The sequence below is a fragment of the Caulobacter sp. DWR2-3-1b2 genome (assembly GCF_049896345.1).
Classification (GTDB): Bacteria; Pseudomonadota; Alphaproteobacteria; order Caulobacterales; family Caulobacteraceae; genus Caulobacter.
Map to the genome: position 1 here is coordinate 160,411 of NZ_JAFCUC010000007.1, position 20,148 is coordinate 180,558.

Annotated in this window: 27 protein-coding genes; 16 read left to right on the top strand and 11 right to left on the bottom strand. The window is 67.4% G+C overall.

What is annotated here, in order from left to right; genetic code table 11:
• Positions 1–102: 102 nt before the first annotated feature.
• Positions 103–669, bottom strand: coding sequence for an elongation factor P (gene efp, locus ACP694_RS17660; protein ID WP_426014554.1), 567 nt, complete (start codon positions 667–669; stop codon positions 103–105).
• A gap of 111 nt (positions 670–780) precedes the next feature.
• Between efp and epmA the strand changes: the two genes are divergently transcribed.
• Both epmA and ACP694_RS17670 read left to right on the top strand, forming a co-directional pair.
• Positions 781–1,833 (top strand): EF-P lysine aminoacylase EpmA, encoded by a 1,053-nt coding sequence (gene epmA, locus ACP694_RS17665; RefSeq protein ID WP_426014557.1) that lies wholly within the window; start codon positions 781–783, stop codon positions 1,831–1,833.
• Positions 1,834–1,988: 155 nt separating this feature from the next.
• Entirely contained in the window at positions 1,989–3,026 is a 1,038-nt protein-coding gene (locus ACP694_RS17670) for a lysine-2,3-aminomutase-like protein (protein WP_426014559.1), read from the top strand.
• Positions 3,027–3,156: 130 nt separating this feature from the next.
• On the opposite strand, the gene ACP694_RS17675 is transcribed toward ACP694_RS17670, so the two are convergent.
• The 5 genes from ACP694_RS17675 to gap all read right to left on the bottom strand — a co-directional run bounded on the left by ACP694_RS17675 (position 3,157) and on the right by gap (position 8,158).
• Positions 3,157–3,450, bottom strand: a complete 294-nt coding sequence (locus tag ACP694_RS17675; RefSeq protein WP_426014561.1) for an SDR family NAD(P)-dependent oxidoreductase — start codon at positions 3,448–3,450, stop codon at positions 3,157–3,159.
• Between the two features lie 235 nt (positions 3,451–3,685).
• Positions 3,686–4,084 carry a host attachment family protein gene (locus ACP694_RS17680; RefSeq protein WP_426014563.1) on the bottom strand — a complete coding sequence of 133 codons (399 nt, stop codon included), beginning with the start codon at positions 4,082–4,084 and terminating at the stop codon, positions 3,686–3,688.
• Positions 4,085–4,241: 157 nt separating this feature from the next.
• On the bottom strand, positions 4,242–5,333 hold the full coding sequence (fba, locus tag ACP694_RS17685; protein WP_426014565.1) for a class II fructose-bisphosphate aldolase: 1,092 nt from the start codon (positions 5,331–5,333) through the stop codon (positions 4,242–4,244).
• 207 nt (positions 5,334–5,540) lie between these two features.
• Positions 5,541–6,734 (bottom strand): phosphoglycerate kinase, encoded by a 1,194-nt coding sequence (locus ACP694_RS17690; protein ID WP_426014566.1) that lies wholly within the window; start codon positions 6,732–6,734, stop codon positions 5,541–5,543.
• A 416-nt stretch (positions 6,735–7,150) separates the two neighbouring features.
• The gene (gene gap / locus ACP694_RS17695; protein WP_426014568.1) at positions 7,151–8,158 is read right to left on the bottom strand and encodes a type I glyceraldehyde-3-phosphate dehydrogenase; all 1,008 of its coding nucleotides are present in this window, start codon (positions 8,156–8,158) and stop codon (positions 7,151–7,153) included.
• 215 nt (positions 8,159–8,373) lie between these two features.
• On the opposite strand from gap, the gene ACP694_RS17700 reads away from it, so the two are divergent.
• The 4 genes from ACP694_RS17700 (at position 8,374) to ACP694_RS17715 (ending at position 10,916) form a co-directional block, all read left to right on the top strand.
• On the top strand, positions 8,374–8,766 hold the full coding sequence (locus ACP694_RS17700; RefSeq protein WP_426014570.1) for a hypothetical protein: 393 nt from the start codon (positions 8,374–8,376) through the stop codon (positions 8,764–8,766).
• Positions 8,767–8,768: 2 nt separating this feature from the next.
• Complete coding sequence (locus tag ACP694_RS17705; RefSeq protein WP_426014572.1) at positions 8,769–9,095, top strand: cell division protein ZapA; 327 nt, start codon at positions 8,769–8,771, stop codon at positions 9,093–9,095.
• 387 nt (positions 9,096–9,482) lie between these two features.
• Entirely contained in the window at positions 9,483–10,088 is a 606-nt protein-coding gene (locus ACP694_RS17710) for a 5-formyltetrahydrofolate cyclo-ligase (protein WP_426014574.1), read from the top strand.
• A gap of 6 nt (positions 10,089–10,094) precedes the next feature.
• Positions 10,095–10,916 carry a TIGR00282 family metallophosphoesterase gene (locus ACP694_RS17715; protein WP_426014576.1) on the top strand — a complete coding sequence of 274 codons (822 nt, stop codon included), beginning with the start codon at positions 10,095–10,097 and terminating at the stop codon, positions 10,914–10,916.
• A 58-nt stretch (positions 10,917–10,974) separates the two neighbouring features.
• Here the strand turns inward: ACP694_RS17715 and ACP694_RS17720 are convergent, their stop codons facing one another.
• Complete coding sequence (locus ACP694_RS17720) at positions 10,975–11,313, bottom strand: endonuclease domain-containing protein (protein WP_426014578.1); 339 nt, start codon at positions 11,311–11,313, stop codon at positions 10,975–10,977.
• Positions 11,314–11,517: 204 nt separating this feature from the next.
• On the opposite strand from ACP694_RS17720, the gene ACP694_RS17725 reads away from it, so the two are divergent.
• On the top strand, positions 11,518–11,931 hold the full coding sequence (locus tag ACP694_RS17725; protein WP_426014580.1) for an organic hydroperoxide resistance protein: 414 nt from the start codon (positions 11,518–11,520) through the stop codon (positions 11,929–11,931).
• Positions 11,932–11,979: 48 nt separating this feature from the next.
• Here ACP694_RS17725 and ACP694_RS17730 read toward each other — a convergent pair whose 3' ends face one another.
• Positions 11,980–12,390, bottom strand: a complete 411-nt coding sequence (locus ACP694_RS17730) for a BA14K family protein (RefSeq protein ID WP_426014581.1) — start codon at positions 12,388–12,390, stop codon at positions 11,980–11,982.
• 201 nt (positions 12,391–12,591) lie between these two features.
• Between ACP694_RS17730 and ACP694_RS17735 the strand changes: the two genes are divergently transcribed.
• Positions 12,592–13,347, top strand: a complete 756-nt coding sequence (locus tag ACP694_RS17735; protein WP_426014583.1) for a YebC/PmpR family DNA-binding transcriptional regulator — start codon at positions 12,592–12,594, stop codon at positions 13,345–13,347.
• A gap of 217 nt (positions 13,348–13,564) precedes the next feature.
• Positions 13,565–14,497 carry a nucleoside hydrolase gene (locus ACP694_RS17740; RefSeq protein WP_426014586.1) on the top strand — a complete coding sequence of 311 codons (933 nt, stop codon included), beginning with the start codon at positions 13,565–13,567 and terminating at the stop codon, positions 14,495–14,497.
• Positions 14,498–14,595: 98 nt separating this feature from the next.
• Here ACP694_RS17740 and ACP694_RS17745 read toward each other — a convergent pair whose 3' ends face one another.
• The gene (locus ACP694_RS17745) at positions 14,596–15,102 is read right to left on the bottom strand and encodes a hypothetical protein (protein ID WP_426014588.1); all 507 of its coding nucleotides are present in this window, start codon (positions 15,100–15,102) and stop codon (positions 14,596–14,598) included.
• A gap of 136 nt (positions 15,103–15,238) precedes the next feature.
• Here ACP694_RS17745 and ruvC point away from each other — a divergent pair, with 136 nt between their 5' ends.
• From ruvC to ACP694_RS17765, 4 genes are all read left to right on the top strand, one after another.
• Positions 15,239–15,760, top strand: coding sequence for a crossover junction endodeoxyribonuclease RuvC (gene ruvC / locus ACP694_RS17750; RefSeq protein WP_426014752.1), 522 nt, complete (start codon positions 15,239–15,241; stop codon positions 15,758–15,760).
• Positions 15,757–16,371 carry a Holliday junction branch migration protein RuvA gene (gene ruvA, locus ACP694_RS17755; protein WP_426014590.1) on the top strand — a complete coding sequence of 205 codons (615 nt, stop codon included), beginning with the start codon at positions 15,757–15,759 and terminating at the stop codon, positions 16,369–16,371. The genes ruvC and ruvA overlap by 4 nt, the downstream gene beginning before the upstream one ends.
• Before the next feature lie 118 nt (positions 16,372–16,489).
• Positions 16,490–17,539, top strand: a complete 1,050-nt coding sequence (gene ruvB / locus ACP694_RS17760) for a Holliday junction branch migration DNA helicase RuvB (protein ID WP_426014592.1) — start codon at positions 16,490–16,492, stop codon at positions 17,537–17,539.
• Positions 17,536–17,697 carry a hypothetical protein gene (locus ACP694_RS17765; protein WP_426014594.1) on the top strand — a complete coding sequence of 54 codons (162 nt, stop codon included), beginning with the start codon at positions 17,536–17,538 and terminating at the stop codon, positions 17,695–17,697. The genes ruvB and ACP694_RS17765 overlap by 4 nt, the downstream gene beginning before the upstream one ends.
• Before the next feature lie 121 nt (positions 17,698–17,818).
• Here the strand turns inward: ACP694_RS17765 and ACP694_RS17770 are convergent, their stop codons facing one another.
• Together ACP694_RS17770 and ACP694_RS17775 are read right to left on the bottom strand one after the other, a co-directional pair.
• Entirely contained in the window at positions 17,819–18,082 is a 264-nt protein-coding gene (locus ACP694_RS17770) for a type II toxin-antitoxin system RelE/ParE family toxin (protein WP_426014755.1), read from the bottom strand.
• Between the two features lie 12 nt (positions 18,083–18,094).
• Positions 18,095–18,271 carry a CopG family transcriptional regulator gene (locus ACP694_RS17775; protein WP_426014595.1) on the bottom strand — a complete coding sequence of 59 codons (177 nt, stop codon included), beginning with the start codon at positions 18,269–18,271 and terminating at the stop codon, positions 18,095–18,097.
• A gap of 60 nt (positions 18,272–18,331) precedes the next feature.
• Here ACP694_RS17775 and ACP694_RS17780 point away from each other — a divergent pair, with 60 nt between their 5' ends.
• From ACP694_RS17780 to ACP694_RS17790, 3 genes are all read left to right on the top strand, one after another.
• Positions 18,332–18,772 (top strand): YbgC/FadM family acyl-CoA thioesterase, encoded by a 441-nt coding sequence (locus ACP694_RS17780; RefSeq protein ID WP_426014756.1) that lies wholly within the window; start codon positions 18,332–18,334, stop codon positions 18,770–18,772.
• A gap of 139 nt (positions 18,773–18,911) precedes the next feature.
• A complete protein-coding gene (gene tolQ, locus ACP694_RS17785) occupies positions 18,912–19,610 on the top strand; it encodes a protein TolQ (RefSeq protein WP_426014596.1) in 699 nt (232 codons plus the stop codon).
• Between the two features lie 4 nt (positions 19,611–19,614).
• Positions 19,615–20,133 carry an ExbD/TolR family protein gene (locus ACP694_RS17790; protein WP_426014598.1) on the top strand — a complete coding sequence of 173 codons (519 nt, stop codon included), beginning with the start codon at positions 19,615–19,617 and terminating at the stop codon, positions 20,131–20,133.
• The last annotated feature ends 15 nt before the right edge of the window (positions 20,134–20,148 follow it).

The window sequence follows — 20,148 nt, forward strand, 5'->3', positions numbered from 1 at the left end:
AGGGGGCGGAGCTCGCCCGGTTGGGCTCCGCTCCCTATGGGGGCGGACAGGAGACGAAGTCGCCAGGTGGGGGCAAGTATTCGCCGCCCTCCGGTCTGACGATTAGTCCTTCGCCCGTTCCTGATACGAGCCGTCTTCCGTCAGGATGACCACTCGCGTGCCGGCGGCGATATAGGGCGGCACCATGGTGCGCACGCCGTTGCTGAGGATCGCCGGCTTGTACGACGACGACGCCGTCTGGCCCTTCACCGAGGGTTCGGTCTCGACGATTTCCAGGGTCACGGTGCGCGGCAGTTCCAGCGAGATCGGCAGGTCGTTGTGGGTCGACAGCTGAACGACCATGCCCTCCTGCAGATAGGCGCCCAGGTCGCCGATCACTTCAGGCGTGGCGGTCAACTGGTCGAAGCTTTCCGGGTTCATGAAGTGATAGCCCTCGCCGTCCTGATACAGGAAGGTGTGGTCGCGCTGGTCGACGAAGGCGCGCTCGACGGTCTCGGTCGTGCGGTAACGTTCCGACACCTTCACGCCGTCGGAGATGCGGCGCATGTTCAGCTGGGTCACCGGGGTGCCCTTGCCTGGGTGAATGTTTTCGACGTTGAGAACGACGTAGAGCTTGCCGTTCATATCGACGACGAAACCCTTCCTGAGCGAGCTGGCGGCGACTTTCACTTATCTTGTCCTTAGGTCTCGCGCCGGCCCGAGAGCGCGCGAATTGCGTTAGATATCGCCCTCCTATAGCGATCCCCGCCAAGTTCGCCACCCCGCCCGAGGGACTTTCCAGTGCCGCTTGCCTCCGCCTCGCCCTGGTGGCGCCCAGAAAGCCACGCCGACCGGCGGCCGTTCCTGTTGGTCCGCAACCGGATCAAGGCCGCGTTCCGCGCCTGGTTCGAGGGTCAGGACTTCATCGAGGTCGAGACCGCGGCCCTGCAGGTGTCGCCCGGCAACGAGGCCCATCTTCACGCCTTCGAGACCGCCGCCGTGACCCTTTCGGGGGAGGCCGCGCCGCTTTACCTGCACACCTCGCCGGAGTTTTCCTGCAAGAAGCTGCTGGCGGCGGGCGAGCGGCGGATCTTCGATTTCGGCAAGGTCTGGCGCAATCGCGAGCGCGGGGCGCTGCACCATCCCGAGTTCACCATGCTGGAATGGTACCGGGTGGACGCGCCGTACCAGACGCTGATGGACGACTGCGCCGCGCTGATGGCCTTGGCGGCCGAAACCGCCGGAACGCGGGAATTTCGCTTCCGGAGCAAGATCTGCGATCCTTTCGCCGCGCCCGAGCAGGTGACGGTGGCGGAGGCCTTCGCGCGCCACGCGGGGGTCGATCTGCTGGCCTCGATCGGCGCGGACGGTTCTACGGACCGCGACGCTCTGGCCGCTTCGGCGACCGCCGTCGGGATCCGCGTTGCAGGAGATGATAGTTGGGCCGATGTGTTCAGCCGGGTGATCGTCGAGAAGGTCGAGCCTAATCTCGGCGTCGGGCGCGCGACGATCCTCTGCGAATACCCCGTCGCCGAGGCCGCCCTCGCTAGGCCCAAGCCCGGCGACCCCCGCGTGGCCGAACGGTTCGAGCTCTATGCCTGCGGCGTCGAGTTGGCCAATGCGTTTGGCGAACTGACCGACGCCGCCGAACAGCGCCGCAGGTTCGAGGCCGAGATGAACGAGAAGGCCCGGGTCTATGGCGAGCGTTACCCGCTAGACGAGGACTTCCTGGCGGCCCTGGCGATCATGCCCAACGCCTCCGGCTCGGCCCTAGGCTTCGACCGGCTGGTGATGCTGGCGGCCGGGGCGAGCCGGGTGGATCAGGTGATGTGGACGCCGGTGGCGGGCGGCTAGGCGCTAGCACCTCCAACCGACGGGGACACGCCCAAGGGCGTGTCCCCGAGTTCAGGCGTGATGTCGGGGATGCGACTGGGGACACGCCCAAGGGCATGTCCCCGTCAGTGGGCCGCATTGCGTCAGTCGCTTCAATCCGCCATACCGCCGGCCTCATGACCCCCGCCCGCACCCTCCGCAGCGCCCAGGCGCTGGCCGACGCCGGCCTGATCGCTCCGGAGCGACTGCCCGCGCTCGAGCAGGTGGCGGCCCGGTACGCGGTGGCGATCACGCCGGCCATGGTCGAGCTGATCGACCCGGCCAACGAGAGCGATCCCATCGCCCGCCAGTTCCTGCCGCACGAGGCCGAACTGATCCAGACACCGGCCGAGACCGCTGACCCCATCGGCGACCTGACCCACAGCCCGGTCGAGGGGATCGTCCACCGCTATCGCGATCGGGTGCTGCTGAAGCCCACCCACACCTGCGCGGTCTATTGCCGGTTCTGCTTTCGCCGCGAAATGGTCGGGCCGGAAGGCTTGCGAAGCCTGACGCCCGCCCAGCTGGACGACGCCTTCGCCTATATCGCCGACCGCCCGGACATATGGGAGGTCATCGTCACCGGCGGCGACCCGCTGGTGCTGTCGCCGCGCCGGCTGCGCGACATCGGCGAGCGGCTGGCGGCCATCGACCATGTCAAGGTCGTACGTTTTCACACCCGCGTGCCGGCGGTCGATCCGGCGGCGATCACCGCTGAGATGGTCGCAGCCCTCAAGGTCCCCGGCAAGGCGGTCTATGTCGCCCTGCACGCCAACCATGCGCGGGAGCTGACGCCGGCGGCGCGAGCGGCCTGCGCGAGGATCATCGACGCCGGGATCCCCATGCTGAGCCAGACCGTGCTGCTGCGCGGCGTCAATGACGACCCCGAGACGCTGGGCCTGCTGATGCGTGCGTTCGTGGAGGCGCGCATCCGACCCTACTATCTTCACCATGGCGACCACGCGCCGGGCACCGGCCATCTGCGAACCACCGTGGACGAGGGCCGCGCCCTGATGCGCCAGATCCGGGGCCGGTTCTCGGGCCTGTGTCAGCCGACCTATGTGCTCGACATCCCCGACGGTCACGGCAAGGTCCCGATCGGGCCCGACTACCTGGCCGCCCCGGGCGCGGTCGAAGACCCCAACGGCGGGGCGCATGCCTATCCTCCGCTTTAAATCCGCCTTCCCGGCGAAGGCCGGGGTCCAGATGGAATGGCGGCGGGGCTGACGCCAGAAGCTCTGAGCTCTTGCAACCCACCACACCGCTCCGGGATCTGGGCCCCGGCCTTCGCCGGGCAAGCGGATTTTAGTCAGGCCAACGCCTCTCCATCCTTGTGCGGATCGCGTCAAGCACGGTGGCTTCGGCGCCCGTCAGCGACAGGTCTGCTGGGATGGCGAAGGCGGTGACGCCATGGGCGGCGGAAAGCTCGGCGGCCAGGGCCTCCAGCCGGGTGGGCCGGCGGGCGACCAGCGCCAGGTCGTGGCTTCGCGCCGCCAGGGCCCGGGCGAAGGCCTCGCCGATCCCCGACGAGGCCCTGGTGACCAAGGCCAGGGAGGCCTTGGCCGGCGCGCCGGGAAAAGTGGTTTGAACCTCGGCCATAACCCGTCCCAATCCCTGCGGCGTCGCCGACTAGAGCATTTCCCGACCTGACTGCGTCAGGCCGTGAGCTCTAATCTTTTGTTTTGACGCATTTTTCTTCACGCGAAGCGGAACCACTTCGCTCGAAAAATGCTCTAGAACGCGGCCGCCCAGCCCGCAGAGCACTTCAAATCCAGGCGAGAAAAAGGCCTCCCAGATTGCTCTGGGAGGCCTTTTTGCCGGGCGCAGGCGCCGGTCAGGCGTGGGCGATGGCCGTGGCGATCGCGTCGGCGGATTGGCCGGTCAGGTCCTTGGCGAGTTCGCCGACCAGCTTGGCTTCCAGCGCCTTGTGCCAATGCTTGCGCAACTCGCCGAGCGTCTTGGGGGCGGCGACGACGAACAGGTGCTCGAACTGGTTGGTCAGGGCCTGCTTGTTCAGCGCGGCGGCGACGCCGGCGGCGTAGCCATCCTCCGACTTGGTGCTTTCGTCGGGATTGGCCGAGCTGGAGGCGTGGCCGCCCGTACCGCCGCCGTCGCCGTCGATATCGGGGGTGGGCAGGGCCGTCAGTTCGGGCGTCTGGTCGCCGGTGTTCTTGAACATCACCAGTTTCTCGCCATCGACGACGGCCACGAGGGCGCCCTTGGGAAGTATCATCGTGCGTATCCTTGAAACCAATGGGGAAAGGTAACGGCCGGCGAGGGTGGGGGTTGCCTTGAGGCGCACGGAAAAGGCCTCCCCGGTCGCCCGAGGAGGCCTGATTGTTCACCCCGATCTCCGCTCGGGGTTTTTGGGCGGGTTTGAACCCTAAGCCCTACTCTGCCGCCGCCTTCTTGGCCGCCTCGCCGAACTTGGCGTGCAGTTCGCCGGACGCATAGCGCTTGGCCATGGTCGCGGTGGACAGGGCCTTGACCTTGTCGGCATGGCCGGCCGAGCCGAACTCGACGAACCGGGCCTGGCAGACCTTGCGCATGGCTTCCTTGGCGGGCTTCAGATAGGCGCGCGGGTCGAACTCGTGCGGGTGCTCGGCCAGGATCTTGCGGATCGCGCCGGTGATCGCCAGGCGGTTGTCGGTGTCGACATTGACCTTGCGAACCCCGTGGCGGATGCCGCGCTGGATCTCTTCCACGGGCACGCCCCAGGTCTGGGGAATGGCGCCGCCGTACTGGTTGATGATGTCCTGCAGGTCCTGCGGAACGCTGGAGCTGCCGTGCATCACCAGGTGGGTGTTGGGCAGGCGGTGGTGGATGTCCTCGATCACGTTCATCGCCAGGACGTCGCCGTCGGGCTTGCGCGTGAACTTGTAGGCCCCGTGGCTGGTGCCCATGGCGATGGCCAGGGCGTCGACGCCGGTCTGCTGCACGAAGTCGACCGCCTGGTCGGGGTCGGTCAGCAGCTCGTCGTGGCTGAGCTTGCCCTCGAAGCCGTGGCCGTCCTCGGCCTCGCCCATGCCGCTTTCCAGCGAGCCCAGGACCCCCAGCTCGCCCTCGACCGAGACGCCGCAGCTGTGGGCCATCTGGACCACCTTGCGGGTGACCTCGACATTGTACTCGTAGGTGGCGGGAGTCTTGGCGTCCTCCAGCAGCGAGCCGTCCATCATCACCGAGGTGAAGCCGTACTGGATCGCCGTGGCGCAGGTGGCCGGGCCGTTGCCGTGGTCCTGGTGCATGCACACCGGGATGTTGGGGTAGATCTCGGCCAGGGCGTCGATCATCCGGGCCAGCATGATGTCGTTGGCGTAGTTCCGCGCGCCGCGCGAGGCCTGGATGATGACCGGGGAATTGACAGCTTCCGCCGCCTCCATGATCGCCAGGCCCTGTTCCATGTTGTTGATATTGAAGGCGGGCAGGGCGTAGCTGTGCTCCGCCGCATGGTCCAATAGCTGTCTTAGCGTGATCCTCGCCACGTGGTGTCTCCTGCAAGCGTGAAGTGGTTGGGCCGTTTCTTGTTTTTGGGGCTTTTGACGCTTTGCGTTCTTCGCCCATCTATCATCCGCTCATCCCGGCGCATGCCGGGACCCAGGTGAAGCCCGCGAGCCGCTCCAGATGAATCTGGGTCCCGGCATTCGCCGGGATGAGCGGTCCGTGGGGGACCCGGTAAGTCTTTTTCCTGCCTATGCCTCCAAGACCGAGACACCCGGAAGCGTCTTGCCTTCCATCCATTCAAGAAACGCGCCGCCGGCCGTCGAGACGAAAGTGAAATCGCTCGACACGCCCGCGTGGTTCAAGGCCGCCACGGTATCACCGCCACCGGCCACGGCGACGATCTTACCCGATTTCGCGAGTTTGGCGGCGTGTTTTGCCGCCGAAACAGTCGCTTCGTCGAAAGGTGGCACTTCAAACACGCCTAGCGGGCCGTTCCAGATCAGGGTGTTGGAGGCGTCCATAGCCTCGATCAGGCGCTGGGCGCTCTTGGGACCGGCGTCCAGGATCAGGTCGTCGGGCTGGACATCGGCCAAGTCGCGGGTCTCGGCGTCGACGCCGGGGGCGACCTTCTTGGCCACCACCACGTCGACCGGCAGCAGCAGTTCGCAGCCCGACTTTTCAGCGGTGGCGATGATCTGGCGGGCGGTGTCGGCCAGGTCCTTCTCGCAGAGCGACTTGCCGACATCGTGGCCCTGGGCGAACAGGAAGGTGTTGGCCATGCCGCCGCCGATCGCCAGGCGGTCCAGCTTGGCGACCAGGTTGTTGAGCAGATCCAGCTTGGTCGAGACCTTGGAGCCACCGACGATGCCCAGCACCGGCTTCTTGGGATTGCCCAGGGCGGCGTCCAGGGCGTCCAGCTCGCGCTGCATGGCCAGGCCCGGATAGGACGGCAGGAGGCGGGCCAGGGCCACGGTGGAAGCATGCGCGCGGTGGGCGGCGCTGAAGGCGTCATTGACATAGAGGTCGCCGTTTTCCGCCAGCAGGGCGGCGAAGTCGGCGTCGTTCTTCTCCTCGCCGGCGTGGAAGCGGACGTTTTCGAACAAAGCCACGCCGCCGTTTTCCATGGCGTCGACCACGGCCTTGGCCTTGGGACCCACGCAGTCGGCGGCGAAGGCCACCTCCTGCTCCAGCAGCTTGCCCAGCGGCTCGGCCACGAAGGCCAGGCTCATCTCCGGCACGACCTTGCCCTTGGGGCGGTCGAAGTGGGCCAGCAGGATCACCTTGGCGCCCTTGGTCGACAGATAGTGGATCGTGGGCAGGGCCGCGCGGAGGCGGGTGTCGTCGGTGATCTTGCCGCCATCGACAGGCACGTTGAAGTCCACCCGGACCAGGGCGCGCTTGCCGGCGAGATCGGCGGTGTCGAGGGTGCGGAACTTAGTCAAAACGGCTTTCCTCGCGTGTTGCATGCATTTTTGAGAGCTGCGAAGAATACGACGTGTTCGTATTCGTCTAATCTCTCTGGATGCTCTGATATAAATTTATTGAAAATCAGCATGATTTGTTCGTCAGTCATTCCGACGACACAATGCTGAAGATTTGTTACGTTCTGCTCTGGGGATCCGAGTAAGCCGGATAGGAGCATTCCCTCGACCAAGCCCATAACGCGCGATCGCTGGACGTTTGGAGCCTGCCCACGAAAATCCAGGGCGGTCGAAAATCCGTCGGGGACAAGAACCCCTCTGGAAAGCGGCTTAGGTGGCGTGGCCGCCCAGACTGAAAGGCTAAAGGTGCTCGCCGCGAATGCGGCGAGCACCGAGATCGAAATCGCTAGGGAATGCCTTCGCGAATTCATCAGTTTTTACAGGAACTTCGCCATCACCAGGGCGGTGTCGGCCATCCGGGTCGCGAAGCCCCATTCGTTGTCGTACCAGCTGAGCACGCGGACCAGCTTGCCCTCGATGACCTGGGTCTGGGGCAGGGCGGCGGTCGAGCTGGCGGCGATGTGATTGAGGTCCGACGAGACCAGCGGCTCGGTGGTGGTGAACAGCACGCCGTTCATCTCGCCGTCGGCGGCGGCCTGCAGGGCGGCGTTGACCTCGTCCACCGTGGTGTCGCGCGACGGCACGACCTTCAGGTCGATGACCGAGACGTTGGGGGTCGGCACGCGGATCGACGAGCCGTCCAGCTTGCCCTTCAGGGCTGGCAGCACCAGGCCCAGGGCCTTGGCGGCGCCGGTCGAGGTGGGGATCATGCTCAGACCGGCGGCGCGGGCCCGGTAGAGGTCCTTGTGCATGGTGTCCAGCGTCGGCTGGTCGCCGGTGTAGCTGTGGATCGTGGTCATGTAGCCACGCTCGATGCCCAGCAGGTCGTTGAGCACCTTGGCCACCGGGGCCAGGGCGTTGGTGGTGCAGGAGCCGTTCGACACGACGATGTCGTCGGCGGTCAGGACCTCGTGATTGACCTTGTAGACGATGGTCTTGTCGGCGCCGTCGGCGGGGGCCGAGACCAGCACGCGCTTGGCGCCGGCTTCCAGGTGCAGGGCGGCCTTGTCGCGGGCGGTGAAGATGCCGGTGCACTCGAAGGCGATGTCGACGTTCAGCTCTTTGTGCGGCAGGTCCTTGGGGTCGCGGATCGCCGTGACCTTGATCTTGCCCATGCCCACGTCGATCCAGTCCTCGCCCGAGGTGACGACGCCGGGAAAGCGGCCGTGAACGCTGTCATAGCGCAGCAGGTGGGCGTTGGTCTCGACCGGGCCCAGGTCGTTGATCGCGACGACCTCGATGTCGCGGCGCGCGTGCTCGGCGATGGAGCGCAGGACGAGACGTCCGATCCGGCCGAAACCGTTGATGGCGACGCGAAGAGCCATGAGGTCTTTCTCCTAACGAGCGTTCGGCCGGGTCGACCGACGTTACCTTGATTTTACGGGGCGTTTTGCGACGCGGGGCGGGGAAGTCAACCCCAGGAACGCAGCCTCGTCGTTTGGTAATGTGATGAACACCGTTTCGTCGCCCAATTGTCGCCATGGCGGGTGGCGAAGCGGGCGCTGATCTATATGTTGCGCCGGATGATTGGACCCTCTCGATGACCCCTGGCGAAGGCAACGCCCTGGAGCTCGCCGCGCGCCGCCTCGAGCGCGCCGTGGCCCAGCTGGAACAGAAGCTGGCCGCCGACCGCGCTGCGCGTCCGACCGCGCCAGTCGAGGCGTCCGCCGGCCTGTTCGACGCCAACGCCGAGTTGAAGGCCGAGGCGCTGGCCGCCGAGCTGGAAACCGCCCGCGCTCGCGAAAGGGCTCTGGAAGAAGCCGGCGAACAGGCGTCCGAAGCCCTCGGCCGCGCCATCGCCGAGATCCGCGCCGCCCTGGGCGACGAGAGCCTGATCACCGAGGGCGTCCATGACGACGACGAGGAGGCGCTCGAAGACCAGAGCGACGACCTGTTCGGCGGCCATCTGGACCGGCCGGAAAAGGAGGCCTGAGCATGGCGCAACTGACCGTCCAGGTGAACGGCCGCCCCTACAACGTCGGCTGCGAAGACGGGCAGGAAGCCCACCTGCTGGAGATCGCCCGCCTGTTTGACCGCCAGGTCCGCCAGGTCAGCCAGGATGTCGGCCAGCTGGGCGAGACCCGGCTGTTCCTGATGGGCGCCCTGCTGCTGGCCGACGAGCTGTCGGATTTGAAGCTGCGCCTGGCCCACGCCCAGTCCGAACTGGCCCGCCTGCAGACCGAACAGACGCGGGTGGAGATCCGGGCGGTCAAGGCGCTGGACGCGGCGTCCGAGCGCATCGAGGCGCTGGCGCAGGGGTAGGGAGCAGTCCTCCCCCCGTGGGGGAGGCGGCGCGAAGCGCCGGTGGGGGGAGGCTTAGGATCGTCGATCCTGACTTTGGCCATCTCCCAAACACTCCCCTCTCCGTCGGCTGCGCCGACACCTCCCCCACAGGGGGAGGATTTACGTCTCCGCGTCACAGCGCGCACTGGCTATCCACCCTGTGAACGCCTATATCCCTCAACGGCGGGTCTGCTGTGGCCCTCGTCGAAGATTTCTATTCCCAGGGACCGTAATCTACCTCTAGGGAGTTGTTCCCTCCCGTGGCCGTGGCTGCGGGAACACGACGCCCACCTGTCAAACCAGGTTCGAGTGGATTGAAACGTCTTCACGGTTCTTCACGGCGCCGCCACCTTCCCTCATATAGGCATGATGGCCATCAAAGATCCCGCCGTCGCCAAGGCCGCCCTGCGCCTGCTGGTCCGCAACCGCCGCAAGGCGCTGGCCCTTGAGCACCCTGAAGCCGACTGGATGATCGTCGAGGTGGCGCGGAGCCCCCTGAGCGCCCGCTTCCCCGATGCGGCCGGCAAGGTCGCGGCGCTCTATGCCGGCGTCGGCGCCGAGATCGACCCCCGCCGCCATCTGGCCGCCTGGTTGCTCGAGCAAGGCTGGGCCCTGGCCTTGCCCCGCGTGGAAGCGGAGAACGGCCCGATGGTCTTCCGCCAATGGACGCCGGGCGACACGCTGACCCGCGACGAGGCCGGCATGAACGCGCCCGAGCCGGTCAAGCCCGCGCTCGATCCCGACCTGGTCATCACGCCGCTGCTGGCTTTCGACCGCGAAGGTCGCCGGCTGGGGCAGGGCGGAGGCTATTACGACCGGGCGCTGGAGGCGCTGCGGGCCAGGGGCGACGTGTTCATGCTGGGGCTGGGCTATGTGGGCCAGGAGACACACGGCCTGCCTGTCGAACCCCACGACCAACGATTGGACGCCATCCTGACCGAAAGCGCGTATATCGCGGTCCGAAAGGACTAATTCCGCATGCGCTTTGCCTTCTTCGGGGATGTCGTCGGCAAGTCCGGCCGCGACGGCCTGTCCGACCATCTGCCCGCCCTGCGTCGCCATCTCCAGCTGGAGTTCGTGATCGTCAACGCCGAAAACGCCGCCGCCGGCTTCGGCATCACAGAAAACACCGCCCGCGAGCTGTTCGAGGCCGGGGCCGACTGCCTGACGCTGGGCAACCACAGCTGGGACCAGCGTGAGGCGCTCACCTACATCGTCCGCGAACCGCGGCTGATCCGTCCGGCCAACTATCCGGCCCTGTCGGACGCGCCGGGCAAGGGCAGCCACCTGTTCCAGACCGAGGGCGGCCGGACGATCATGGTCATCAACCTGCTGGGCCGGGTGCACATGGACGCCATGGACGACCCCTTCGCCGCCGCCGACCGCGAGCTGGACAAGGCGCCGCTGGGTCAGGTGGCCGACGCGGTGGTGGTCGACATGCACTGCGAGGCCACCTCCGAAAAGATGGCCATGGGCCACTATTGCGACGGCCGCGCCTCGCTGGTGGTCGGCACCCACACCCACGTGCCCACCGCCGACGCCCAGATCCTGCCGGGCGGCACCGCCTACCAGACCGACGCCGGGGCCTGCGCCGACTATGACAGCGTGATCGGCAACCAGAAGGAAGAGCCCCTGCGGCGCTTCACCACCAAGATCAGCGGCGGCCGCTACCAGCCCGCCAGCGGCCCGGCCACGATCTGCGGCGTGTTCGTCGAGACCGACGACCGCACGGGCCTGGCGGTCCGCGTCGAGCCGATCCGCATGGGCGGGCGTCTGAAGGAGACGGTGCCGGAGGTTTGACAGCCCTCTCCCGGAGGGGAGAGGGAGGGGCCCGCGCGAAGCGTGGGAGGGTGAGGGGTCACGCCGTCAACCGGAGCGCCGCGCCTGTGGCCTCGGCGACGCCGCCTGGGTCGGCAAGTACGACCTCGTTGCCGAACCGTAGGACCCGATAGCCGCAGCGCTGCAGCGCCTCGGTGCGCAGAGCGTCATGGTCTTCGCGGCCTTCATGGGTTGGACCATCGAGCTCGACGATTAGATGCGCGTCCCGGCAGGTAAAGTCGGCGAAGTAACGATCGATCGGAACCTGGCGGCGAAACTTGTAGCCCCCGAGGCGACGGCCACGAACGATCGTCCATAGCTTTTCCTCGGCCAGGGTTTGGCCGCGTCTCAGACGGCGAGCGGTTGCGATCGGATCCATGGAACGAGCTTGGCCTTGTGCGCGGCTGTGGCAAGCAAAGTAACCAGGGTTTCACTTTAACGGCGTCACCCCTCACCCTCCCACCGCTCTGCGGCGGGCCCCTCCCTCGCCCCTCCGGGAGAGGGTTTCATTCAGCCACGCTTGTGTCCGTCACGCCTTCGGCCAACAATCGCCGCGCAACCTTGTCCGCCCCAGGAGCTTCCCATGACCGACGCCATCTATACCGCTCACGCCCACGCAATCGGCGGCCGTCAAGGCACGGCCAGGACCGACGACGGCCATCTGGACGTCAAGCTGGGCTATCCCAAGTCGATGGGCGGCGATGGCGAGGGGACCAATCCCGAGCAATTGTTCGCGGCCGGATATGGGGCCTGTTTCCTCGGCGCGCTGGGCCTGGTGGCCCGCAGCCAGGGCGTCAAGCTGGGTGAGCACAGCCTGGACGTCGAGGTTGACCTGATCAAGGATGACACCAGCTTCCACGTCGGCGTACGCTTGACGCTCAACGCGCCCGATCTCGACGCCGAGACGGCGCTGAAAGTCCTGCACGCCGCCCACGAGGTCTGCCCCTATTCGAAAGCGACGCGCGGCAATATCGAGGTCGAGCTGAAGGTGGCGTGACGCCGAACGTTCCGTCCCCTGTGGGGGAGGCCCTATTTGCGCGCCAGGCTACAGCCGGCAGCGGGCCACGACGCCGCGACGAACGACGTAGGTGTCGGTGCGCGAATTGTAGCTGCGATAGCGGGTCTGGCAGGCGCGCACATGCTGGTACCAATTGGCATGGCGCGAGTAGGACTTGGGCGGGTGCGGCGGGCGCGAGCCCCAATGATCGTCCCAGCGGCCATAGTCGCCCCGGCCCATGTGGTCGCCGCGATCCATGTCGTGGCCCATGCCGCGATCCTGGCTATGGTCTTGATGATCCATGTTGGATGAGCCCATGGACCCCATGGGCGAATTGGAACTGGGCGCGGGGTGGCGGTCGCCGGGCGGTCCCATCGGCTGGCTGCTTTGGGCGGACACCGCCAGGGGCGTCGCCGCCAGTAGCGCCGTCGAGACGGCGACAAGCATGAAGTTGCGCATGATCTTGGCTCCTGGCGCCCGAAGACGCGGCGGCGTCCGGGGGAGCCTGATCGCGATAGGGACGCCCCACCTCAACCGCTGGGCCGGGGCGCGGTTCCAGCCGGCGAGCGGCTTCCGAAGCGACGCGGGGTGACAAAACCCCGTTTCAGACGGTAGAAGCGCGCCCTACCTTTCCATTCCAGATCAGAGAAGAGCCTCCGAATGGCCGGCCACTCGAAATTCAAGAACATCATGCACCGCAAGGGCCGCGCCGACGCCGCGCGCTCCAAGCTGTTTTCCAAGCTGTCGCGGGAAATCACCGTGGCCGCCAAGGCCGGCTTGCCCGACCCCAACATGAACCCGCGCCTGCGCCTGGCGGTCAACAACGCCAAGGCCGAGAGCCTGCCCAAGGACGTCATCGACCGGGCGATCAAGAAGTCGCAGATGGGCGACGCGGCCGACTATGCCGAAATCCGCTACGAAGGCGTGGCGGCCGGCGGCGTCGGCGTCATCGTCGAGGTGCTGACCGACAACAAGAACCGCGCCGCCGCCAATGTTCGCTCCTACTTCACCAAGCTGGGCGGAAACATGGGCGCCACCAACTCGGTGGCCTTCAACTATGACCGCGTCGGCCAGGTCTCGTACCCCGCGAAGGCCGCCAGCGAAGACGCCATGATGGAGGCCGCCATCGAGGCCGGCGCCGACGACGTGGTGTCGGACATGGACGAGGAGGGCGAGGGCCACACGGTCTATACCGCCTTCGAAAGCCTCAACGAGGTCGCCGCCGCCCTGGAAGCCAAGTTCGGCCCGGCCTCCAACACCAAGATCGCCTGGCGCCCAAAGATGCAGGTGCCCGTCACCGGCGAGGCCGTGGTCACCCTGATGAAACTGCTCGACGCCCTCAACGACGACGACGATGTGCAGGCGGTCTATTCCAACGAAGAGATCAGCGACGAGGACGTGGCGAGGCTGGGGTGATTTCCTTCTCCCCTTGCGGGAGAAGGTGTCGCGAAGCCGACGGATGAGGGGTCTCTCAGACATCTGGCGCGGCGTTCGTCCTCACCGCTGGGCGCGGCGTTAGGCGGTCTTCGACCCCTCACCCGACCCGCTTCGCGGCCCCCCCTCTCCCGCAAGGGGAGAGGGATTTTGCGTCTCGGACTTTCCGCGACGAGGCCGACCGCGCTACACTCCCCCCATGCCGTTGCGCCTGCACATCGACACCGACTGCGGCGTGGACGACGCCCTGGCCCTGGCCCTGCTGGCGCGCGCGCCCGACGCGGTTGACGTGGTCTCGGTGTCGGCGGTGTTCGGCAACACCTATGTCGACCAGGCCGCAGCCAACGCCCGGGGCGTGCTGCGGCTCGCGGGCTGCGCGGCCGAGGTCTATATCGGCGCCGGCTCGGGCCTGGCCAAGCGGCGGGTCGAACGGATGCGACCGGCCCATGGCGTCGACGGCCTGAACGGCGCGGGTTTTTCGCAGCGCTGGAAGCTGCCGGAACTGGACCACGGCCACGGCGCCAGCCTGCTGGCCTATTGCGCGCGCCGCAAGCTGACGGGTCTGTTCCTGGGCCCGCTGACCAATCTGGCCCAAGGCCTGTTGGAGGAGCCCGGCGCCTTTCGCGGCTGGGGTCCGACGGTGATGGCCGGAGCCTTCGCGGTCGAGGGCAAGGCGGCCGGCGGCGCCGACTTCAACAGCTGGAGCGACGCCGATGCCCTGGCTCGAGTGCTGGCGGCCGGGGTCGCTCCGCGCCTCATTCCGCTGGACATCACCTCCCAGGTGACCCTGACCCTGGAGGCCATGGCGGCTGGCGCGGCCAGTTGCGGCACACCCTTGTCGGTCCGGCTGAACCGGGCGCTGGGTCCCTATGCCGCCTTTCACCACAAGGCCTGGGGGATCGACGGCTGCCATCCTCACGACGCGGTGGCCGCCGTCAGCCTGATCGCGCCTCGGCTGTTCGGCTTCGAGCCGGCGCGCGTGCGGGTCATCACCGATGGCGCGGGCATGGGCCGGTTGCAGCGGATCGAAGGCGAGCCCAATGCCGAGGTCTGCGTCGCCGTCGAGGCCCTGGCGGTCGAGCGCCTGCTGCTGGAGCGGCTGTTCTGCCAGCCGGTGCTGAGCCCGGCCTAGAGCAAGCCGCGCGATATAGGACTCGCACGGCTTGCTCTAGGCTTTTGTTTTAGCATCGCTTTTGCGGAAAACCGGTGGCCACTTTTCCGCGCGATGCTCTAGGCCGGAACCGCGCGCGCCGCCGGCTTAGCCAGCCGGGCGAGGCAACTGCCCCACAGCACCACCGCCGCAGCCAAGCCGATCGCCAGCGGCCGGTGAGCGGCATCGAGGGCCAGGCCCCCCAGGCCGATCAGCACCAGCAGCAGGCCGGTGACATAGTAGATCGGGGCCGGGATCCACTTGGCCAGGGGCAGGAAGTGCAGGCCGACGATGACCGCGCAGACCGGGAACAGATCGTCCAGCCGGCCCAGATTGAGCAGCACGTTGGCGGCCACGAACATCGCCAGGCCCTCGCCGGCCCCGGCCAGGGCGAGCACGCGGCCCGCCCGCTTCTTTTCGGCGGGGGCGCGAGCGGGCTCGCCCTTCAGCCGGCCGCGCGCAAAGACGACCAGCAGGACGGAAATCACGGGTCCCACCAGGGCCAGGCCGACCGGCGCGTGACCAAACTGCACGCCGCCGACCCACCAGGCGGCGGCGAAAAAGGAAAGGAAAACGATGGCTGCCATCGCAAAGCGCCCCCACACGCGACGGAAGCGTTCTTCTGTGCTGGGAGCCGCGTCTTGGCAACCCTGGGTTCTCTAGCTTGGATTAAGGTTTTGTAAGGCAAGTCGCGCCTTTTCCTGACGGGCAAGACAGGCGATGGTGCGAGAACACATGATGAACGCGAATCGCATCCCGATCCGAATCCTGGGCCTCGATCCCGGTCTGCGCCGCACCGGCTGGGGCGTGATCACCATCGAGGGTTCGCGCATGGGCCATGTCGCCCACGGGGTGATCGCCCCGGACGACAAGGCCGACTTCGCTTCGCGCCTGCTCTGGCTGTTCGAGGGCATCTGCGCGGTGATCGAAGAGCACCGCCCCGACGAGGCGGCGGTGGAGGAGGTGTTCCTCAACACCAACGCCCAATCCACCCTGAAACTGGGCCACGCCCGCGCCGCCGCCCTGATCGCCCCCGCCCGCGCCGGGCTTCTGGTCGCCGAATATTCCACCCGCCTGGTCAAGAAGGCGGTGGTCGGCACCGGGGCGGCCGACAAGGCCCAGATCGGCTTCATGATCGCCCGCCTGCTGCCGACGGCCGGCAAGACCACGGCCGACTGCGCCGACGCCCTGGCCGTCGCCATCACCCACGCCAACCTGCGGATCGCCAACCGGAGGGTCGCATGATCGGTCGACTGAGGGGCGCCGTCGCCGAGATCGGCGAGGAAGAGGCGCTGATCGACGTCATGGGCGTCGGCTATGTCGTGCGCTGCGGGTCGCGGACTTTGCAGCGGCTTCCGGCCCTCGGCGAGGAGGCCCTGTTGCACATCGAGAGCCAGTGGAGCGAAAGCGCCGGCTTGCGCCTCTATGGGTTTGGCGCCCGCGAGGACCGCCGGGCCTTCGTGCTGCTGCAGGCCATCCAGGGCGTGGGACCCAAGGCGGCCATGGCCGTGCTGGACGTGCTGTCACCGGCCGAGCTGGCCAGCGCCGTGGCGCGCGAGGACAAGGCCGCCGTTGGGCGGGCGTCGGGCGTGGGGCCCAAGCTGGCCCTGCGGATCGTCACCGAGTTGAAGGGCAAGCCGATCACCGACGGGCCGGTGATGATGACCGCGCCGGGCGCCGTAGCGTCGGCCCCCGCCAAGCCGGCCCCGACCGGCGACGCCGTGGCGGCGCTGATGGGCCTGGGCGTGGCCGAGGTCAACGCCCGCCGGGTGGTCGAGGCGGCGGCGGCCAGGCTGGGCGAGGAGGCGACGGTCCAGGCGCTGATCAAGGCGGGACTGCAGGAGTTGGGGCGGTGAGCGTTCGTCTCACTCCCCCCACCGGCCCTTCCGGCCACCTCCCCCACAGGGGGAGGATTTGCGCCCCTAAGTTCTCCCCCTGTGGGAAAGGTGTCGGCGCAGCCGACGGAGGGGGGATATGACCCGCATCATCTCCGGCGAGTCCCAGCCCCAAGAGCAGATCCCCACCTCCAGCGACCGCGCCCTGCGCCCGCAGACCCTGGCCGAATTCGTCGGCCAGGAGCAGGCCAAGGCCAATCTGCGGATCTTCATCGAGGCCGCCAAGGGCCGGGGCGAGGCCCTGGACCATGTGCTGCTGTTTGGCCCGCCGGGCCTGGGCAAGACCACCCTGGCCCAGATCGTGGCGCGTGAGCTGGGCGTCAATTTCCGCGCCACCTCCGGCCCGGTGCTCAACAAGGCCGGCGACCTGGCGGCGATCCTGACCAATCTGGAAGCCAACGACGTCCTGTTCATCGACGAAATCCACCGCCTGCCCTCAACCGTGGAGGAGATCCTCTATCCGGCCATGGAGGACCATGTGCTGGACCTGGTCATCGGCGAGGGACCCTCGGCCCGCTCGATCCGCATCGACCTGGCGCCCTTCACCCTGGTGGCGGCGACGACGCGGGCGGGCATGCTGGCGACGCCGCTGCGCGACCGTTTCGGCATCCCTATCCGCCTGGAATTCTACACGCCCAAGGAGCTGCAGCTCGTGCTGCTGGGCGCCGCCCGCAAGATGGGTGCGCCGCTGAATGAGGAGGGCGCCGCCGAGATCGCCGCCCGGGCGCGGGGCACGCCCCGGGTCGCCGGCCGCCTGCTGCGCCGGGTGCGCGACTTCGCCGAGGCCGACGGCGCCAGCGTCATCGACCGCAAGGCGGCCGGCATGGCCCTGGCGCGGCTTGAAGTCGACGAACTCGGATTGGATTCTCTCGACCGCCGCTACCTGCGCGCCCTGATCGAGAACTATGGCGGCGGCCCGGCCGGGGTCGAGACCCTGGCCTACGCCATCGCCGAGGCCCGCGACGCGGTCGAGGACGTCATCGAGCCCTATCTGATGCAGCAGGGCTTCATCCAGCGCACCCCGCGCGGGCGGATGGCCTGTGGCAAGGCTTATCTGCACCTGGGCTTGCAGGAGCCGGTGAGCGTGCCGAAGATCGTGCAGGGCGGGCTGTTTGGGGAAGAGGCGTGATGGAGCGCGGAGAGGCGACCTTCGAATTCGCCGGCGGCGACATCGCCCTCTGGGATGACGACGGCGTCTTGATGCTCAAACTCAAGGAACCGCACAGCGACCCGGTCGAGCTCGTTGCGCGCCAAGCTCTGGAGCTCGGCGAGTTCATCGTGACCTAGGCCAAGGCCCAGACCCATTAGAGCATTTTTCGAGCGAAGTGGTTCCGGTTCGCGTGAAGAAAAATGCGTCAAAACAACAGATTAGAGCTCACGGCCTGACGCAGTCAGGTCGGGAAATGCTCTAGTCTGGCTCTTGTGCGCCATGGCGGATGCGCAGGATGACCACGGTCTCACCGGAAAACCGATAACGGATCAGATAGGGATGGATTGCGGCCAGTTCGCGTAACCCGCGCGAAGCGGGGCGCCCGCGTTCGGGATGATCGATCAGGCTATTGGCCGCCGTCTGCAACCGCTGCGCCAGGCGCGCGGCGGCCGACGGGTTGAAGCCGGCGATATAGCGGAAGATATTGTTGAGATTGGCGATGGCCTCGCTCGTCCAGATCACCCGACGCAAGGCCTAGTCACCTGGCTTGGGAGGCACCGTAGGTGCGCCGCTGGCCCAGGACGCCAGCCAGCGCGTGACCGCCTCATGGCTAATCGTGCGGCCCGCCGCGACGTCGGCCTCGGCCCGCGCGTCGGCGGCGGCCTCGGCGTCGTCATCAATCTCATCGAACAGGGAAGGCTCGATTTTCATGGGGCCAGCGTAGCACTACAAGGGCGGGAGCCCAAGATGTCGCTCAAGCCGGAGTCCAGGATGATCGAACCCACCGCCGGCGTTTTCGAGGGCCGCGAGCACCGACTGCCGGTGCGCATATACTACGAGGACACCGACTTCTCCGGCCTCGTCTATCACGCCAATTATCTGCGCTATTTCGAGCGCGGGCGGAGCGACTTCTTTCGGCTGGTGGGGATTTCGCACACCGAGCTGGCGGCGGTCGATACGGCCTTCGCGATCACCCGCATGGCGCTGGACTTCAAGAAGGCCGCGCGGGTCGACGACGCCCTTCTGGTGCGCACTTGTTATGACCGGATCAAGGGCGTGCGGCTCTATTTCACCCAGACGATCACCCGCGGCGACGACCTGATCGCCCAGGCGGCGGGCGAGGCGGTGTGCATCACCCTGGGCGGCCGGCCGCGCAAGCCCGCGCCGGAGATGGCGGCCAAGCTCGCGCCGTGGCTTGAGGTTCAAGCTTGAGCAATCAAAAACCATCCCGCCCGCCAGGCGTCATAGTTTCACCATTGCGCCGCTTCATGCCAGTAAGGCGCAACGGAACCTGAGCGGGTGCGCTATGACCTGCTCCTACGATTAGACGCCCCGACGGAGCTGACCCCGCATGGACGCCGCCGCAGGCCCCCAGAGCTTTTCCTTCATCTCGCTGTTCCTCCAGGCCGACTGGGTGGTCAAGGCGGTGATGATCGGCCTGATCCTGGCCTCGCTGGGCTCGTGGGCGGTGATCATCGACAAGCTGTTCCGTTTCGCCGCGTTGAACGGCGCCGCCAACCGGTTCGAGGACCAAGTCGGTTCCGGCCAGGGGCTGGAGGAGGTCGCCGCCCAGGCCGGGGCCAATCCGCGCCATCCCCTGCCGCGCATGCTGCAGTCGGCCCTGAAGGAATGGCGCGACGCCAAGGCCAAGGGTCCGATCGGCGAGAGCCAGGCCGCCTTCCTGATCCAGCGCATCGACCGGATGATGGACACGCTGATCTCGCGCGAGACCGGCAAGGCCGAGGAGGGCCTGGGCAGTCTGGCCATCGTCGCCACCGCCAGCCCGTTCATCGGCCTGTTCGGCACGGTGTGGGGCATCATGCACGCCTTCCAGAGCATCGCCCTGTCGAAGAACACCTCGCTGGCCGTGGTGGCGCCGTCGATCGCCGAGGCGTTGTTCGCCACCGCCATCGGCCTGATCGCCGCCATTCCGGCCTATATCGCCTACAACAAGTTCTCGACCGACGCCGGCAAGTACGCGGGCCGGCTGGAGAACTTCGCCGACGACCTGTCGACGGCCATCCAGCGTCGCCTGAGCGAGCGGGTCTAGCCTCATGGCGATGTCAGCCAATGACGCCTTCGCCACCGGCGGCCGTCGCGGTCGCCGTCGTCGCGGCCGCCGGGGCAAGGGCGCCCTGTCGGAGATCAATGTCACGCCGCTGGTCGACGTGATGCTGGTGCTGCTGATCATCTTCATGATCAGCGCGCCGCTGCTGACCGCCGGCGTGCCGCTGGAACTGCCCAAGACCGAGGCCGCCGCCCTGCAGAACCAGCAGGAGCCGATCACCGTCTCGATCAAGGCCGACGGCTCGACCTTCGTGGGCGAGGCCCCCGTGCCCTTCGCCGACCTGGCCCCGCGCCTGAACGCCGTCGCCGGCGACGGCTATGACAAGCCGATCTTCGTGCGGGCCGACGGCAAGGCCAACTACGCTACGGTGGCCCAAGTGATGGCGGCGCTGTCCAACGCCGGCTTCAGCAAGATCAACTTGCTGACCGACACCGGCGGGCCGTCGTCGGGCGTCGCGCCGAAGGCCGCCGCGAGCGGCGCCGGCGCGTTGCGCCCAGCGCAGTAGGATTCGGCAGTGCCC